Below are 14,483 nucleotides of genomic sequence, written 5' to 3'. Positions count from 1 at the left end.
AAGTGACAACGTCACAAATAACAAAACCCAGCACTTTGGCTGGGTTTTAATAACGACTTAAATTTATTTAGATAATTCTTTTTTGATTTCGTCTTTTATTTTACTTAATTCGCTCTGCGGATGTTTCTTACAAAGTTCAACGGTCAGAGGAACTGCAGTCGTAACGGTTTCGTTATAGTCTACGTAATCGCCACCTTTGAAGTCTTCGTCTTCATTGAGCACCCAGAAGGCCACCGGAGCCATAGTTTGTGGGTTCAAATCAATAAACTCCTGACAGTTCATGCCTTTCGGAGTCACTTCAGTTTTAGCGTTATCTGTTGCTGCATTGACGCTGACACTGGTTAACAGCGCTGCGACCAGAATACCTGCTGTAGAAAGGGAGAATTTATTCATTGTAGTACTCCATGTATAATATAAATAATATCTACACTTGCGCTTAACACCGTTAATGTAGCTCGCGAAAAATAATACCTCTATCGTCATAAGAATAAAGATTGGTGTTATTGATATGGCTGAAATTTATATTTTCAATTACTGATTCTTATGTCTTAGGGATAAATGTTGCCCACAATGTGATCGCTCCGACGAAATCAACAGATTCATACCCCGCTTCCTCTGCCGTTGCACCAAAACTGAACTACGCTGCACAAATGTTGATCATTAGTTAACGAATTTGAGCTGAATTTTAACAAAAACAGCCAGCATGCTGCTGTTACTGACATGGCACGCGTCGTGCATTGTTAATTCGCTAACAGAGATACGGAATCTGACAGACAACTAACAGCGAGAAGGTAATGACAGCCAAACCAGAGTTATTTACCCGCATAGAGCAAACCTTTAGCCAGCTGACGCCCAGCGAAAAGCGCGTGGCTGGGTGGCTGTTAGCCCATGCTGTGCAGATCCCATTTGAAACCGCGGATGGCATCGCGAAAGCAACCGGAACCAGCGGCATTACCGTCGGACGTTATCTGCGTAAACTGGGCTTTCGTAACCTGGAGGATGCAAAAGCCAGTCTGCGTGAGCTGCCTGTAGTTCCGTATCAGCCCTGGGGAATGAATGAACGACTGGATTCCTGGCACCAGCAACAAAGCCTGCCAGATCGGGCGCACCAGTCGCTGTTACTGGAAATCGACGCCATTACCCACGTCTACCAACTTGCTCAGGGTGAGACGTTTCTACGCATTGCACAGCAGTTGGCGCATGCGGAAGCCGTGTACATCCTCGGGATCCAGTCCACACGCGGGATCGCTAACGCCTTTTTTAGTCACCTGGAATATCTGCGACCTAAAGTCAGCTACTCCGAAGGCCTTTCCGGCAGTTGGGTAGAGTCGCTGAACTCGGGATTCAGCCAGCCTTACGTGGTTATTACCGATATGCGCGCCTACTCCGCTATTTCGCGACAATATTGCCGTGTCGCCACTGAACGCTGCATTCCGCTGGCGCTAATTACCGATGTGTGGTGCCCATGGGCCAGGGATTATTCCATTGATTTGCTTCAGGTAAAAACCGACACCGGACATTTCTGGGACTCACTGGCACCGGTGAGCTGTCTGTTCAACTTATTACTTTCTGCGGTGGTGGCGCAACTGGGTGACGCCCTCGCAGGACGCCTGCAAACTAATCGCCAGTTACAACAACAATTTGGTCAATTCGAACAATAAACAGGAAACGTGCTATGTCAGAACTCCCAGAACTGGTCGATCTGTCGGTGATATTTCCGTCGCTGCATATCGATCTTAAATACGCTACTGCCGACAACATTACCGGCGCACCTATCTACAGGGAAGCGCGTTGCCTGTTGCACACCGAGGCGGTAACCGCGCTGGCAAAAAGCATCAGCATTGCGCAACTGGCGGGCTTGTCGCTGGTGGTGTACGACGCGTATCGCCCCCAGCAGGCGCAGGCGATACTGTGGAATGCCTGTCCCGACCCGCAATATGTTGTCGATGTCGCGATTGGTTCCAATCACAGTCGGGGTACGGCCATTGATGTCACGTTGATGGACGATCGTGGCCATCTCCTTGATATGGGGGCCGGTTTTGATGAAATGCACGACCGTTCCCATGCCTGGCATCCGTCTGTTCCTCCGGCAGCGCAGCGTAACCGCCTGCTGCTCAATGCCATTATGTTTGGTGGTGGTTTTGTCGGTATTAACAGCGAATGGTGGCATTTTGAATTACCTGATGCCGCCCGTTACCCGCTGCTTGACGATCAAATTGATTGTTACACTGTCACGTCTATAACAACACAACATCCCCTTTAATTCTGGAGCCTGGTTATGAAGACTACACCTGCGTTAAACGCTTTTTTCCGCCCCGCTCTGATAGCCGTTGCGTTAGCGGTTGCCCTGCCCGCCGCGCAGGCTGCCGTTCCCAAAGATATGTTAGTGATTGGTAAAGCCGCCGATCCGCAGACGCTCGATCCCGCTGTGACCATAGATAACAATGACTGGACGGTCACCTATCCCTCTTACCAGCGGTTGGTTCAGTACAAAACCGATGGTGGTAAAGGTTCCACGGAAGTTGAAGGCGATTTAGCCAGCGGCTGGAAAGCCTCGGACGACCAGAAAGAGTGGACGTTTACCCTGAAAAACGATGCCAAATTCGCCGACGGAACACCGGTGACGGCTGATGCGGTAAAGCAATCCTTCGAACGTTTGCTCAAGATTGGTCAGGGACCTGCGGAGGCTTTCCCGAAAGATCTGAAGGTTGAGGCTATTGATAACACCACGGTGAAGTTTACCCTCAGCCAGCCGTTTGCTCCGTTTCTGTATACGCTGGCAAATGACGGTGCCTCAATCATTAACCCGGCCATCTTAAAAGAGCATGCCGCAGACGACGCCCGCGGATTCCTGGCGCAGAACACGGCAGGATCTGGTCCCTTCATGCTGAAGAGTTGGCAAAAGGGGCAACAACTGGTGCTGGTGCCTAACCCGCATTATGCCGGTACAAAACCGACGTTTAAGCGCGTCTCAGTCAAAATCATTGGTGAAAGCGCCTCCCGTCGCCTGCAACTATCGCGTGGCGATATCGACATTGCCGATGCGCTTCCTGTTGACCAGCTTGCTGCTTTAAAACAGGAAGGCAAAGTGAACGTGGCGGATTATCCCTCATTGCGCGTGACTTATCTGTATCTCAACAACAGTAAGGCCCCGCTCAATCAGGTGGATTTACGCCGCGCTATCTCGTGGGCCACCGATTATAAAGGGATGGTCAACGGGATCCTGAGCGGCAATGGAAAGCAAATGCGTGGCCCAATCCCCGAAGGCATGTGGGGTTTTGACGATAAGGCCATGCAGTACAGCTTCGATGAAGCCAAAGCCAAAGCCGCGTGGGACAAAGTTGCCACCAAACCTGAAAGCCTGAGCTTCCTGTACTCAGATAATGATCCTAACTGGGAACCTATCGCGCTCGCTACCCAGGCAAGCCTTGGCAAACTGGGCATTAAGGTGAAGCTGGAAAAACTGGCGAACGCCACCATGCGTGACCGCGTGGGCAAAGGCGATTACGACATTGCCATTGGCAACTGGAGTCCGGATTTTGCCGACCCGTACATGTTTATGAACTACTGGTTTGAGTCAGATAAGAAAGGCTTGCCGGGTAACCGTTCGTTCTATGAAAACAGTGAGGTCGATAAGCTGCTGCGTAGCGCGCTGGCCACGACCGATCAGGTGGCCAGAACCAATGACTACCAGCAGGCGCAAACCATCGTGATTGATGAAGCGGCCTACGTCTATTTATTCCAGAAAAACTATCAGTTGGCGATGAACAAAGACGTCAAAGGATTTGTATTCAACCCCATGCTGGAACAGGTCTTCAATATCTCCACCATGAGTAAATAAGCCACGTTTACGCGGAGCCGCTCTGGCTCCGCAAGGGGAAGCTAATGACGTTCTGGAGTATTTTGCGCCAGCGATGCTGGGGACTTATTCTGGTGGTTATCGGTGTTTGCGTAATCACCTTTATTATTTCACATCTGATACCTGGCGACCCCGCACGGCTGCTGGCGGGCGACCGCGCCAGCGATGAAATTGTCGAAAATATTCGCCAACAGCTGGGGCTGAATCAACCGCTGTATGTCCAGTTTTTTCGCTATGTCAGCGACATTTTTCACGGCGATTTAGGCACCTCCATTCGCACCGGGCGTCCGGTACTGGATGAACTGCGCATTTTCTTCCCCGCTACCCTTGAGCTGGCTTTCTGCTCTTTGTTGCTGGCGCTGGTGATAGGTATCCCGCTGGGTATTTTATCTGCGGTCTGGCGTAACCGCTGGCTTGATCACCTTGTTCGGCTAATGGCAATTACCGGTATCTCCACGCCTGCATTCTGGCTGGGGCTGGGGGTTATCGTGCTGTTTTACGGTCATCTGCAAATTTTACCCGGCGGTGGACGTTTAGACGACTGGCTGGATCCACCTGCTCACGTCACCGGGTTCTACCTGATTGATGCACTGCTGGAAGGCAACGGCGAAGTCTTTTTCAATGCGCTTCAGCACCTGATTTTACCGTCGTTGACACTGGCTTTTGTACATCTTGGGATCGTTGCCCGCCAGATTCGTTCCGCCATGCTGGAGCAACTGAGTGAAGATTACATTCGTACCGCCCGCGCCAGCGGGTTACGGGGCTGGTACATCGTGCTGTGCTATGCATTGCCTAACGCACTCATCCCATCAATCACCGTCCTCGGCCTGGCGCTGGGCGATCTGCTCTACGGTGCGGTATTGACCGAAACGGTCTTTGCCTGGCCAGGCATGGGCGCTTGGGTGGTGACCTCAATTCAGGCGCTCGATTTCCCGGCGGTAATGGGATTTGCCGTGGTGGTCTCGTTCGCCTATGTGCTGGTCAACCTGGTGGTGGATTTGCTCTATTTGTGGGTAGATCCTCGAATTGGACGTGGAGGTGCTGAATGATGCTCACACAAGAAACGCCGACCGCCCCTCAGACAGCACGCCGCCGCACGGACTGGGCCAAACTGTTCTGGATGATGAAAAGTAGCCCGCTGACGCTGGTTGGCGGGGTCATCATCGTATTGATACTGCTGCTGATGGTGCTGTCGCCGTGGATAACGCCACACGATCCTAATGCCATCAATTTGAGTGCGCGCCTGCTGCCCCCGTCAGCCGCTCACTGGTTTGGTACCGATGAAGTCGGTCGCGATCTGTTCAGCCGCGTTCTGGTAGGAAGTCAGCAGTCGGTCGTTGCGGGTCTGGTGGTGGTGGGTATCGCCGGGGGATTGGGATCACTGCTGGGCTGCTTGTCGGGTGTTATGGGCGGGCGCGCCGACGCGATAATTATGCGGATGATGGACATTATGCTGTCCATTCCTTCGCTGGTGCTGACGATGGCGTTGGCCGCCGCGCTGGGCCCCAGCCTGTTTAACGCTATGCTGGCGATTGCCATCGTCCGTATCCCTTTCTATGTGCGCCTCGCCCGCGGTCAGACGTTAGTGGTGCGCCAGTTTAGCTATGTACAGGCTGCCCGGACCTACGGCGCTTCACGCTGGCATCTGATTAGCTGGCACATTTTACGCAATTCTCTGCCGCCACTCATTGTGCAGGCCTCGCTGGATATCGGCAGTGCGATCCTGATGGCTGCCACGCTCGGGTTTATCGGTCTGGGCGCGCAGCAACCCAGCGCTGAGTGGGGCGCGATGGTCGCAATTGGCCGCAATTACGTGCTTGATCAGTGGTGGTATTGTGCTTTTCCCGGCGCCGCCATTCTGATTACCGCCGTGGGCTTTAATCTCTTTGGCGATGGTATTCGCGATCTGCTTGATCCGAAAGCCGGAGGAAAACAGTCATGACACAACCCGTACTGGAAATCGAAGATTTACATCTGAGTTTCCCCGGCTATAAAGCTGATGTGCATGCGCTGAACCATGTATCACTGCACATCAACCGTGGAGAAATCGTTGGTGTGGTGGGTGAATCCGGTTCCGGTAAGTCCGTGACCGCCATGCTCACCATGCGTCTGCTTCCGGAGGGAAGCTATCGTATTCACCAGGGACGCGTTTCACTGCTGGGTGAAGATGTGCTCAACGCCAGTGAGAAACAAATGCGCCAATGGCGCGGCGCACGCGTCGCGATGATCTTTCAGGAGCCCATGACGGCACTGAATCCGACCCGGCGTATCGGCCAGCAAATGGTGGAGGTAATCCGCCATCACCAGGCGTTAAGCCGCACGGATGCCCGTCATAAAGCCGTCGCTCTACTCGAAGAGATGCAAATCCCGGACGCGCCGGAGGTCATGAAACGATTTCCGTTTGAGCTTTCCGGCGGGATGCGCCAACGCGTGATGATTGCGCTGGCCTTTTCGTGCGAGCCAGAGCTTATTATTGCCGATGAACCGACCACCGCGCTGGACGTCACGGTGCAACTGCAGGTGCTGCGTTTGCTGAAGTTAAAAGCACGGGCCAGCGGAACAGCCGTGCTATTTATCAGTCATGATATGGCGGTGGTTTCACAGTTATGCGACCGGTTGTACGTCATGTATGCCGGGAGCGTGATTGAGAGTGGCCCGACGCAAACCGTTATTCAACGTCCGACGCATCCCTATTCCATCGGCTTGCTGAAATGCGCGCCGGAACACGGCGAGCCGCGCGCATTGTTACCTGCGATCCCCGGCACCGTGCCGAACCTAACCTGCTTACCTGCCGGATGCGCATTTCGTGAGCGCTGCTTTGCCGCTGGTCCTCGTTGTGAAGAAACGCCTGCGTTAAGTAGTCAGGGAGGCGTAGATCAACAATCTGCCTGCTGGTATCCACAACTGGAGACAACACATGTCTGATTTTTTACTGGCGCTGCAGGATGTTCATGTCAACTTTCCTGCGCGTAAAAACTGGCTTGGCAAGGTTACGGAACGGGTGCATGCGCTCAACGGCCTGGATTTACAGATTCGCCAGGGTGAAACGCTGGGGATTGTTGGCGAATCCGGTTGTGGAAAAAGTACGCTGGCGCAACTGCTGATGGGCATGCTGAAACCCAGCCAGGGAAGCTATTCTCGCCGTGGTAATAAACAACATAACGGTATGCAAATGGTCTTTCAGGACCCTCTTTCATCGCTGGATCCTCGCTTACCGGTGTGGCGCACGATCACTGAGCCGGTATGGATCCAAAAACGAAGTCCGGAACGTGAGCGCCGCATGCTTGCTGAAGATTTGGCCCAACAGGTAGGCATCCGCGAGGAATATCTCGACCGTCTGCCGCATGCGTTTTCCGGTGGACAACGCCAGCGTATCGCCATCGCCCGGGCACTATCGTCAGAACCGGATGTTATCGTCCTCGATGAGCCCACTTCAGCACTGGATATCTCTGTGCAGGCGCAAATTCTCAATCTTCTGGTGTCACTACAGGCGCGCAGAAATCTGACCTACGTATTGATATCGCATAACGTGTCGGTGGTCCGCCATATGAGCGACCGTGTGGCGGTGATGTACTTAGGGCAAATTGTTGAGCTGGGCGATGCTCAACACGTTCTCACTCACCCCGCCCATCCGTACACACGGTTATTGCTGGACTCTGTCCCTAAAACGGGCGCGCCACTGACGGAAGATTTGGTGTTACGTAAAACCGAGCTACCGGGAAACCGAACGTTGCCCCAGGGATGCTTTTTCCGTGACAGATGTCCATTGGCAACCCACGGTTGTGAGAAAAAACAGGCATTACTGAAAAGTGATGCCGGATGTGATGTTCGATGCTGGCGGGCGGTTACATGACTTGAGCCGTTGAGAAAAGTCAGGTGCGATACGCCTTTTTCAGTGAATCCACCAGCACCTCGGAAGCAGTAGATAATTTATGATGTGCTGAACGCAAAACCCCGATCCGACGCTGGATCACCGGCGTATCCAGATCGATACAGGTTGCGCCTAACTCTGTCATTTGCGTGCGGCATAGTGCAGGTACGGCGCTACCGCCCAGACCGTTAGCCACCAGACGGCCAACGGTTACTAATTGATGGCTCTCCAGCGCCACTTCCAGCGTATGTCCGCTTTGCACAAGTTGTTCTTCCAGCATCAGCCGCACGGCTGACGGACGTTGCAAGGTGATGAAATCCAGCGTCAGTAGTTCGCGCCATGCAATACGATCCCTGTCTGCCAGCCGACAGGTTGGCGGCACAATCGCGATAAAACGATCCACACCGAGCGGCGTGAAATGCAGATGTCCCGAATAGTCCGGCTCGAAGGCTATACCCATCTCGACCCGCCCTTCACTGACCATTTCAATCACGTGTTCATTGATCACATCATGAACCGTTACGTTGATACCGGAATAAGAATCACGAAACGTTTTCAGTACCGATGGCAGGACGTTAGCGGCAAATGAGGGCATGGCGGCGATCGAGATTTTACCACGCTGCAGCGTAAAGCGTTGGCGCATGGCTTCTTCCGTATTCTCCCAGTCCGCCAGCAACTGTCTCCCCATATTCAGCAGCGTTTCTCCCTCCTGCGTCAGAGTCACTTTGCGGGTGGTTCTCAACAGTAACGCCCCGCCCAGCGAATCTTCCAGTCCTTTAATCGCCAGGCTTAATGCGGGTTGCGACATGTTCAGTCTTTCACTGGCATGAGCAAAATTCAGAGTGTGAGCTACCGCTAAAAACGCGCGTAACTGTTTGATGCTCATTCCCATTTCGCATTCCTTTAACTTGTTGAATACCTTTAATTAACATTAAATTGATAAAAAAACCCAATGAGTGAGTCACAAATTTAAAATTAACAAATCATTTTTCACCCCCAATGATGTCGGCAAGGACAACTGGGGAGGCAAGTGTATGGCTGGACTGGATAAACGTGTTGCCACTTATCAAGAGGCGCTGGAAGGACTGACCGACAACATGACGCTGCTGGCGGGCGGTTTTGGTTTATGTGGGATCCCTGAAAACCTGATTACCGAAGTACGCCGTCGAGAAGTACAGGGACTTACCGTTGTATCAAACAACTGTGGCGTGGATGGCTTTGGCCTTGGCGTACTGCTGGAAACGCGCCAGGTGCGCAAAGTGGTCGCGTCCTATGTAGGGGAAAACGCCCTGTTTGAGAAGCAGGTGCTTAGCGGCGAACTGGAAGCCATCCTGACGCCACAGGGTACGCTGGCAGAGCAGTTGCGCGCGGGCGGCGCGGGGATCCCGGCATTTTTTACCGCGACCGGATATGGAACCCCCGTAGCGGAAGGGAAAGAGGTTCGCGAGTTTGCCGGACGCCCTTACATCCTTGAACAGGCGATAACCGGTGATTTTGCATTGGTTAAAGGCTGGAAAGCCGACTGGTACGGCAACGTCATCTATCGCCACACCGCACAGAACTTTAATCCGCTGATGGCTGCCGCCGGGCGCATTACCGTCGTGGAAGTCGAAGAGATTGTCCCTCCCGGAGAACTGGACCCTGCAGCGATTCACACTCCCGGAATTTTCGTTAACCGCATTATTCAGGGGCAGTTTGAAAAACGTATTGAACAACGCACCCTGCGCCAGAAAGGAGCCTGACCATGTTAACGCGTGAACAAATGGCGATGCGCGTCGCCCGAGAGCTGCGCGACGGTTATTACGTCAACCTTGGGATCGGCATTCCCACTCTGGTGGCAAATTATATCCCTGATGGCATGGACGTGATGCTGCAATCAGAGAACGGTTTGCTGGGTATGGGGCCGTTTCCCACAGAAGACGAAATTGATGCCGACATGATTAACGCCGGGAAACAGACCGTGACGGCGCGCAAAGGCGCGGCGATTTTCGACTCTGCGCAATCCTTCGCCATGATCCGCGGCGGCCACGTTGATCTGACGGTGCTCGGTGCGTTTGAAGTCGATGTTAACGGCAATATCGCCTCATGGATGATCCCCGGAAAAATGGTGAAAGGCATGGGCGGCGCGATGGACCTGGTTGCCGGAGCCGACAACATCATCGTGGTAATGACCCATGCTTCCAAAAGCGGTGAGTCCAAACTGCTTCCCGCCTGCACCCTACCGTTGACCGGCGTGGCCTGCATCAAACGCGTGCTTACCGACCTGGCTCTGCTGGAAATTGCCGACGGGGCGTTCATTCTGCGTGAACGCGCCCCGGGTATCAGTGTGGATGAAATCGTCGCCAGAACCGCCGGCAAGCTGATCGTGCCCGAAACTGTCCCCGAAATGCAATTTAACTGAGGAGCTGACCATGCAGGATGTTGTAATTGTCGCGGCAACGCGCACCCCGATTGGCAGTTTTCATGGTGCGCTGGCACCACTTTCCGCCGTGGAGTTAGGTACAGCGGTTGTCCGTTCGCTGCTGGAAAAAACGGCTGTGGCGCCTGAACAAATTGATGAAGTGATTTTAGGTCAGGTTCTGACGACAGGCTGTGGCCAGAATCCGGCCAGACAAACGGCGTTACGCGCAGGACTGCCGTCAACCACACCGGCGTTAACCATTAATCTGGTGTGCGGTTCTGGCCTGAAGGCGGTGCATCAGGCGGTACAGGCAATTCGCTGTGGCGATGCGCAAATCGTGATTGCCGGAGGCCAGGAGAGCATGAGCAATGCGCCCTATTTTCTCGACGGCGCGCGGGCCGGCCTGCGTTTGGGTCATGCCAGTATGAAAGACAGCGTGGTCCATGACGGCCTGTGGGATGCGTTCAACGACTATCACATGGGTATTACTGCCGAAAATCTGGCGGATAAGTTCGTAATCAGTCGTGAGCAGCAGGACGCTTTTGCCCTGCGCTCCCAGCAAAAAGCCGCCGCTGCCATTGAAGCGGGTCGTTTTAGCGCGGAAATCACGCCGGTTAGCGTCCCACAAGGCAAAAAGCCGCCACGTGTGGTGGACCGTGACGAACAGCCTCGCCCGGATACTCAGGCCGACAAGCTGGCGCAACTTAAACCAGCATTTCGGTCAGGAAACGGCACGGTGACCGCCGGAAATGCATCATCCATCAATGATGGTGCCGCCGCGGTGATGTTGATGAGCGCCGGCAAAGCCGCAGAACTCAATTTGCCAGTGCTTGCCCGGGTAACAGGCTACGCGGTTTCTGGTGTCGATCCCGCCATTATGGGCCTTGGGCCGGTAGAAGCGTCACTCCAGTGCCTGAAGCGAGCGGGCTGGACGTTGAATGATGTCGATCTCATTGAGGCCAACGAAGCCTTTGCCGCACAAGCGCTGGCGGTTGGCGAATCCCTGAACTGGGACAGCGACCGGGTGAACGTAAATGGCGGCGCGATTGCGCTGGGCCATCCCATCGGCGCATCTGGTTGCCGAATCCTGGTGACACTGTTGCACGAAATGGCCCGCAGTAACGCGACCAAAGGGCTGGCTACGCTGTGCGTAGGCGGCGGTCAGGGCGTAGCGCTGGCGGTAGAGCGTTTGCAGGAGGTCTCTCATGCAAAGTAAGCCTGTCTGCGTTCTGGGAGCGGGGTTAATGGGGGTCGGTATTGCCACCCACTTCGCCCGTTATGGTCACGATGTCTGGCTGTATGACACCGATAGCAGCCGAATTGCAGAAATTAGCGCCGTTGCCAGCGGTATTCTGGATGAGCTGATTACCGCCGAACAGTTTGCCGTAGACGAAAAAGACCAGGTTGTGAGTCGTCTGCACGGTACGACTTCGCTACCGGAGATTGCTGCGTGCGGGTTACTGATTGAAGCGATCCCGGAGCGGCTCGAGCTCAAGCACGCGTTGTATGCGCAACTGGAAGATCTGATCGCGCCTGAGGCCGTCATTGCCAGTAATACCAGCGGCCTGCCGCCGGATGCGCTGGCAGAAAAGCTCGTCCATCCTGAGCGGCTGCTCATCGCCCATTTCTGGCACCCGCCACATTTTATTCCGCTGGTCGAAATTGTCCCCGGCACCGCCACCAAAGCGGAATACCTGCGTGAGCTGCAACAGTTGCTGCTCTCGATGCAACTGGAAGCCGTCGTGCTCGATCGCGCCGCACCAGGGTTTGTCGGCAATCGACTGCAGTTTGCTTTGCTTCGTGAAGCGCTTCATATCGTTAAAAGCGGCATCGCCAGCGCAGAGGTGGTGGATCAGGTCATGCGCGCCTCGCTCGGACGTCGCTATGCGATGGTTGGTCCGCTGGAAGCGGCAGATATGACCGGACTCTCTACGGTGCAGGATATTTGTCGGCATCTGCTCCCGGAACTGGCAACCGGCAGCGAGATGATGTCGTTGGTCGCTGACAAGGTAGCCAACGGTGATACCGGTTTACGCAGCGGTCAGGGATTTTATCGCTGGGATGATTCGCGCAAGGAGTACATCCAGCAACGCAGAGAGCATCAACTGCGTTTTGCCCTGAAACCATAACGTCTCTTTCTGTACCCCAATATAATAATAAGGAGTCATGATGAGTGTATTAATCGCCCTGGCAGCGCTGGGCCTGCTGATGCTTGCAGCCTATCGCGGATACAGCGTCATTCTGTTTGCCCCCATCGCGGCATTAGGTGCTGTATTACTCACTGAACCCAGCGCCGTCGGCCCTGCTTTCACCGGCCTGTTTATGGAAAAAATGGTCGGTTTTGTGAAGCTTTACTTCCCGGTGTTCTTGCTGGGTGCAGTGTTTGGCAAGTTAATCGAGTTATCTGGATTCTCACGTTCCATTGTTGCCGCCGCTATCAACATCCTCGGCCGTCGTCACGCTATTCCGGTGATCGTGCTGGTGTGCGCGCTGTTAACCTACGGCGGGGTTTCGCTGTTCGTCGTGGCGTTTGCGGTGTATCCATTTGCGGCGGAGCTGTTCCGCCAGAGTAATATTCCTAAGCGCCTGATCCCGGCCACCGTTGCGCTGGGCGCGTTCTCCTTCACGATGGACGCTCTGCCAGGCACGCCGCAGATCCAGAACATTATTCCGACCAGCTTCTTTGGGACTAACGCCTGGGCCGCGCCGTGGCTGGGGCTGATAGGCTCGCTGTTTATTATTTTCGTCGGTCTGGTTTATCTCGAACGTCAGCGTCGTAAAGCGCAGGCAAAGAATGAAGGCTATGGCACTGAACTGTTAAACGAGCCGGAAACGCCGGATAACATTAATCTGCCGAACCCGATCATCGCGATCTCTCCGCTGATCCTGGTTGGGGTATTTAACCTGTTGTTTACCCGCTGGATCCCACAGTGGTACGGCGCCACGCATCAACTTGAACTTCCGGGTCTTGCCAAACCGATTACCACCGAAGTCGGTAAAATCACCGCTATCTGGGCAGTGGAAGCAGCACTGATTTCTGGGATCCTGCTGGTGGTGCTCTTCGGCTACCGCAACATTAAAGGTCGCCTGGCGGAAGGCAGCAGAACGGCAGTTGGCGGCGCGATCCTCGCGGCGATGAACACCGCGTCAGAGTATGGTTTTGGCGCAGTAATCGCCGCCCTGCCGGGCTTCCTCGTGCTGTCAAAAGCGCTGGCGGCTATTCCTGACCCGCTGCTCAATGAGGCTATCAGCATTACCACGCTTGCCGGGATCACCGGTTCGGCGTCTGGCGGGATGAGTATTGCGCTTGCCGCCATGTCTGACACTTTCATCGCTGCCGCACATGCCGCCAATATCCCACTTGAAGTCTTCCACCGCGTGGCATCTATGGCCAGCGGCGGTATGGACACCCTACCGCATAACGGCGCGGTCATTACCTTATTGGCTATCACCGGCCTTAGCCATCGCCAGGCGTATGGCGGAATTTTCGCTATTACCATCATTAAAAGTCTGGCCGTACTGTTTGTCATCGGCGTCTTCTACACCACCGGAATTGTTTAAGGAGAATCATCATGAACTTAACGGGAAAAACCGCCCTGGTTACCGGCTCGACCAGCGGTATCGGATTAGGTATCGCACAGGTGCTGGCGCAAGCTGGCGCCACCCTGATCCTCAACGGGTTTGGTGATGTTGATGCCGCCAAAGACGCTGTTGCGCAGTATGGCAAAACGCCAGGCTATCATGGCGCGGATCTGAGCGATGAAGCGCAAATTGCCGACATGATGCGCTATGCAGAGAGCGAATTCGGCGGTGTGGATATTCTTATCAATAACGCTGGGATCCAGCATGTTTCACCGATAGAAACCTTCCCGGTTGATAAATGGAACGCGATTATCGCGATTAACCTCTCCTCCGTTTTTCACACCACGCGTCTGGCGCTTCCCGGTATGCGCGCGCGAAACTGGGGGCGCATCATTAATATCGCTTCTGTTCACGGCCTGGTGGCTTCAAAAGAGAAATCTGCGTACGTAGCAGCGAAGCACGGTGTGGTGGGATTAACCAAGACCATCGCGCTGGAAACCGCGCAGACGGAAATCACCTGCAATGCGCTGTGTCCCGGCTGGGTGCTAACGCCGCTGGTCCAGCAGCAGATCGATAAGCGTATTGCCGAAGGCGCAGAGCCTGAGGCTGCCCGTGACGCCCTGCTGGCTGAAAAGCAGCCGTCGCGCGAATTCGTTACTCCAGAGCAGTTAGGGAATCTCGCGTTATTCTTATGTTCAGACGGTGCGGCGCAAGTGCGTGGCGTAGCGTGGAATATGGATGGCGGTTGGGTAGCGCAATAACATCATCAG

15 protein-coding genes are annotated in these 14,483 nt (G+C 54.3%); 13 read left to right on the top strand and 2 right to left on the bottom strand.

What is annotated here, in order from left to right; all coding sequences use genetic code 11:
* Window positions 1–63: 63 nt before the first annotated feature.
* Window positions 64–393 carry an acid-activated periplasmic chaperone HdeB gene (gene hdeB / locus OGV74_RS11265; protein ID WP_003019999.1) on the bottom strand — a complete coding sequence of 110 codons (330 nt, stop codon included), beginning with the start codon at window positions 391–393 and terminating at the stop codon, window positions 64–66.
* 401 nt (window positions 394–794) lie between these two features.
* Here hdeB and OGV74_RS11260 point away from each other — a divergent pair, with 401 nt between their 5' ends.
* Genes OGV74_RS11260 through OGV74_RS11230 form a run of 7 tightly spaced genes read left to right on the top strand, consistent with a single transcriptional unit; the run spans window position 795 to window position 7,712 of the window.
* Window positions 795–1,661 carry a MurR/RpiR family transcriptional regulator gene (locus OGV74_RS11260; RefSeq protein WP_003020002.1) on the top strand — a complete coding sequence of 289 codons (867 nt, stop codon included), beginning with the start codon at window positions 795–797 and terminating at the stop codon, window positions 1,659–1,661.
* Between the two features lie 14 nt (window positions 1,662–1,675).
* Complete coding sequence (gene ddpX / locus OGV74_RS11255; RefSeq protein ID WP_003020004.1) at window positions 1,676–2,263, top strand: D-alanyl-D-alanine dipeptidase; 588 nt, start codon at window positions 1,676–1,678, stop codon at window positions 2,261–2,263.
* 15 nt (window positions 2,264–2,278) lie between these two features.
* Entirely contained in the window at window positions 2,279–3,841 is a 1,563-nt protein-coding gene (locus OGV74_RS11250; protein ID WP_003843680.1) for an ABC transporter substrate-binding protein, read from the top strand.
* Window positions 3,842–3,885: 44 nt separating this feature from the next.
* Entirely contained in the window at window positions 3,886–4,908 is a 1,023-nt protein-coding gene (locus OGV74_RS11245; RefSeq protein ID WP_086504091.1) for an ABC transporter permease, read from the top strand.
* Window positions 4,905–5,801 carry a D,D-dipeptide ABC transporter permease gene (gene ddpC / locus OGV74_RS11240; RefSeq protein ID WP_003020010.1) on the top strand — a complete coding sequence of 299 codons (897 nt, stop codon included), beginning with the start codon at window positions 4,905–4,907 and terminating at the stop codon, window positions 5,799–5,801. The genes OGV74_RS11245 and ddpC overlap by 4 nt, the downstream gene beginning before the upstream one ends.
* Window positions 5,798–6,784, top strand: a complete 987-nt coding sequence (locus tag OGV74_RS11235; protein ID WP_003020012.1) for an ABC transporter ATP-binding protein — start codon at window positions 5,798–5,800, stop codon at window positions 6,782–6,784. The genes ddpC and OGV74_RS11235 overlap by 4 nt, the downstream gene beginning before the upstream one ends.
* Window positions 6,777–7,712: an ABC transporter ATP-binding protein gene (locus OGV74_RS11230; RefSeq protein WP_086504093.1), complete on the top strand. Its 936-nt coding sequence runs from the start codon at window positions 6,777–6,779 to the stop codon at window positions 7,710–7,712. Before OGV74_RS11235 ends, OGV74_RS11230 begins: the two co-directional genes overlap by 8 nt.
* Window positions 7,713–7,731: 19 nt before the next feature.
* Here OGV74_RS11230 and OGV74_RS11225 read toward each other — a convergent pair whose 3' ends face one another.
* Complete coding sequence (locus OGV74_RS11225) at window positions 7,732–8,622, bottom strand: LysR family transcriptional regulator (RefSeq protein ID WP_003020016.1); 891 nt, start codon at window positions 8,620–8,622, stop codon at window positions 7,732–7,734.
* Window positions 8,623–8,764: 142 nt separating this feature from the next.
* Here OGV74_RS11225 and OGV74_RS11220 point away from each other — a divergent pair, with 142 nt between their 5' ends.
* Genes OGV74_RS11220 through OGV74_RS11195 form a run of 6 tightly spaced genes read left to right on the top strand, consistent with a single transcriptional unit; the run spans window position 8,765 to window position 14,474 of the window.
* Entirely contained in the window at window positions 8,765–9,472 is a 708-nt protein-coding gene (locus OGV74_RS11220; RefSeq protein WP_003020020.1) for a CoA transferase subunit A, read from the top strand.
* Between the two features lie 2 nt (window positions 9,473–9,474).
* Window positions 9,475–10,131 (top strand): CoA transferase subunit B, encoded by a 657-nt coding sequence (locus OGV74_RS11215; protein ID WP_003020022.1) that lies wholly within the window; start codon window positions 9,475–9,477, stop codon window positions 10,129–10,131.
* 10 nt (window positions 10,132–10,141) lie between these two features.
* A complete protein-coding gene (locus OGV74_RS11210; protein ID WP_086504094.1) occupies window positions 10,142–11,347 on the top strand; it encodes an acetyl-CoA C-acetyltransferase in 1,206 nt (401 codons plus the stop codon).
* Entirely contained in the window at window positions 11,337–12,260 is a 924-nt protein-coding gene (locus OGV74_RS11205) for a 3-hydroxyacyl-CoA dehydrogenase family protein (RefSeq protein ID WP_003843687.1), read from the top strand. The genes OGV74_RS11210 and OGV74_RS11205 overlap by 11 nt, the downstream gene beginning before the upstream one ends.
* A 37-nt stretch (window positions 12,261–12,297) precedes the next feature.
* Window positions 12,298–13,692, top strand: a complete 1,395-nt coding sequence (locus OGV74_RS11200) for a GntP family permease (protein ID WP_196491835.1) — start codon at window positions 12,298–12,300, stop codon at window positions 13,690–13,692.
* Between the two features lie 11 nt (window positions 13,693–13,703).
* A complete protein-coding gene (locus OGV74_RS11195) occupies window positions 13,704–14,474 on the top strand; it encodes a 3-hydroxybutyrate dehydrogenase (protein ID WP_003843689.1) in 771 nt (256 codons plus the stop codon).
* The last annotated feature ends 9 nt before the right edge of the window (window positions 14,475–14,483 follow it).

The organism is Citrobacter sp. Cf116 (assembly GCF_030336505.1).
Taxonomy (GTDB): Bacteria; Pseudomonadota; Gammaproteobacteria; order Enterobacterales; family Enterobacteriaceae; genus Citrobacter; species Citrobacter freundii.
The sequence above is the reverse complement of the archived record's forward strand: the minus strand, read 5'-3'. Positions and strand labels throughout refer to the sequence as shown.

Excerpts from the sequence above, each read along its gene's own strand:
- hdeB (WP_003019999.1), bottom strand. The coding sequence starts at position 393 with ATGAATAAATTCTCCCTTTCTACAGCAGGTATTCTGGTCGCAGCGCTG.
- OGV74_RS11260 (WP_003020002.1), top strand. The coding sequence starts at position 795 with ATGACAGCCAAACCAGAGTTATTTACCCGCATAGAGCAAACCTTTAGC.
- ddpX (WP_003020004.1), top strand. The coding sequence starts at position 1,676 with ATGTCAGAACTCCCAGAACTGGTCGATCTGTCGGTGATATTTCCGTCG.
- OGV74_RS11250 (WP_003843680.1), top strand. The coding sequence starts at position 2,279 with ATGAAGACTACACCTGCGTTAAACGCTTTTTTCCGCCCCGCTCTGATA.
- OGV74_RS11245 (WP_086504091.1), top strand. The coding sequence starts at position 3,886 with ATGACGTTCTGGAGTATTTTGCGCCAGCGATGCTGGGGACTTATTCTG.
- ddpC (WP_003020010.1), top strand. The coding sequence starts at position 4,905 with ATGATGCTCACACAAGAAACGCCGACCGCCCCTCAGACAGCACGCCGC.
- OGV74_RS11235 (WP_003020012.1), top strand. The coding sequence starts at position 5,798 with ATGACACAACCCGTACTGGAAATCGAAGATTTACATCTGAGTTTCCCC.
- OGV74_RS11230 (WP_086504093.1), top strand. The coding sequence starts at position 6,777 with ATGTCTGATTTTTTACTGGCGCTGCAGGATGTTCATGTCAACTTTCCT.
- OGV74_RS11225 (WP_003020016.1), bottom strand. The coding sequence starts at position 8,622 with ATGGGAATGAGCATCAAACAGTTACGCGCGTTTTTAGCGGTAGCTCAC.
- OGV74_RS11220 (WP_003020020.1), top strand. The coding sequence starts at position 8,765 with ATGGCTGGACTGGATAAACGTGTTGCCACTTATCAAGAGGCGCTGGAA.
- OGV74_RS11215 (WP_003020022.1), top strand. The coding sequence starts at position 9,475 with ATGTTAACGCGTGAACAAATGGCGATGCGCGTCGCCCGAGAGCTGCGC.
- OGV74_RS11210 (WP_086504094.1), top strand. The coding sequence starts at position 10,142 with ATGCAGGATGTTGTAATTGTCGCGGCAACGCGCACCCCGATTGGCAGT.
- OGV74_RS11205 (WP_003843687.1), top strand. The coding sequence starts at position 11,337 with ATGCAAAGTAAGCCTGTCTGCGTTCTGGGAGCGGGGTTAATGGGGGTC.
- OGV74_RS11200 (WP_196491835.1), top strand. The coding sequence starts at position 12,298 with ATGATGAGTGTATTAATCGCCCTGGCAGCGCTGGGCCTGCTGATGCTT.
- OGV74_RS11195 (WP_003843689.1), top strand. The coding sequence starts at position 13,704 with ATGAACTTAACGGGAAAAACCGCCCTGGTTACCGGCTCGACCAGCGGT.